General features: G+C 39.7%; 1 protein-coding gene. It reads left to right on the top strand.

Features of this window, described 5'->3' with window-relative positions; genetic code table 11:
- Positions 1-348: 348 nt before the first annotated feature.
- On the top strand, positions 349-1131 hold the full coding sequence (locus RJ32_RS00075) for a hypothetical protein (protein ID WP_034823220.1): 783 nt from the start codon (positions 349-351) through the stop codon (positions 1129-1131).
- The last annotated feature ends 49 nt before the right edge of the window (positions 1132-1180 follow it).

The raw sequence follows: 1180 nt of genomic DNA, 5'->3' as shown, positions 1-1180 counted from the left end.
GCTTCTTTCGAAGCAGGGAGGCGTATTCTACACGTCCCTCTCGTTTCGTCAACCCATTTTTTCAGCTTTTTCAGCCTGGTTAAAACAAAACGCCGTTGTCGGAATTTGTTGCAAATACACTTTGCAGATAACTCATGACAACGGCGGCGAATTATAGTGATCTCTCTGAGCCTTGCAAGATCTTTTTCGATCAAAAAGTTTAACCGAACAAAAAACAACCAACTGTAACTAAAACCCTTAGATTTGCTCGTTTTTAATTCTATTTTGTTGTTTTTTTGTGATTACCTTGAACTGTTGTTATATTGAATCACTCTAATAAGTTGGAATTACATAAAGGGCTTAAATCTTATGCGCTGGAAATCAATAACTTTTACCTGTTTGCTTGTTGCAACTCTTAGTTCAAGCGCCATAAGAACGAGTCATGCTGCTACTTTTGATGGCAGCCTCCAAAATTCGTCTTCCACTTTACAAGATACTTACCGAAGTATTATCGAAAGTCACCTCAATAAAAACTTCTCTATTATGCGAACTGTACGCATTCTGATTAATAACTACCCAGAACATGCTGCCTATATCGTTAATGCCGCTTTTGATACCAGAGAGAGTAGAGTAACCGCCATTGTAATAGCCGCCATGCAAGCGGAGCCTGCAGTTACTTATACTGTCGTCGACATTGCTATAGCTCGTTACCCAGATTTATGTAATGCCATTGTTGAGGCAGCTATTCAAACCGAGCCCGCTTATATTGATGATATCATTACTATTGCTTTGCAACGTCAACCTGATCAGGCTGAAACTATTATACGCAAAGCTGTCGCGTCCCATCCTGATTTTACTGAGTCTGTTTTGAGAACCGCAGCGCAGGAAGCACCTAGTTCAATTTTTTCTTCATTGACTAAGTCGATAAAGGCTTTACCGGAGACAGCAACAGCTTTAATTGCCGTTATGAAGGACTTTTTTGTTGGTTCAGATGATGAAGAGGGCACATACGAAATTAGCAAAGAAGATTGGAGAATTTTAACTCTGGAAGCGAAAGAGTCAGGAGTTAGCCGCAAGGAACTTGAATGGTTAGTAAAGGAAGGTTATCTGGAAAAGGAAACCTTCGCTAAGATTTTCAACGAAAGGCTCTAATTAGTTATTACCACTTGGTTTTAGACACAAAAAAGCCGGCTGAAATACA

It is taken from the genome of Idiomarina sp. 28-8 (assembly GCF_000320945.2).
GTDB classification, from domain to species: Bacteria; Pseudomonadota; Gammaproteobacteria; order Enterobacterales; family Alteromonadaceae; genus Idiomarina; species Idiomarina loihiensis.
The sequence above is the reverse complement of the archived record's forward strand: the minus strand, read 5'-3'. Positions and strand labels throughout refer to the sequence as shown.

Coding starts and splice junctions, on each gene's coding strand:
- RJ32_RS00075 (WP_034823220.1), top strand. CDS start 349: ATGCGCTGGAAATCAATAACTTTTACCTGTTTGCTTGTTGCAACTCTT.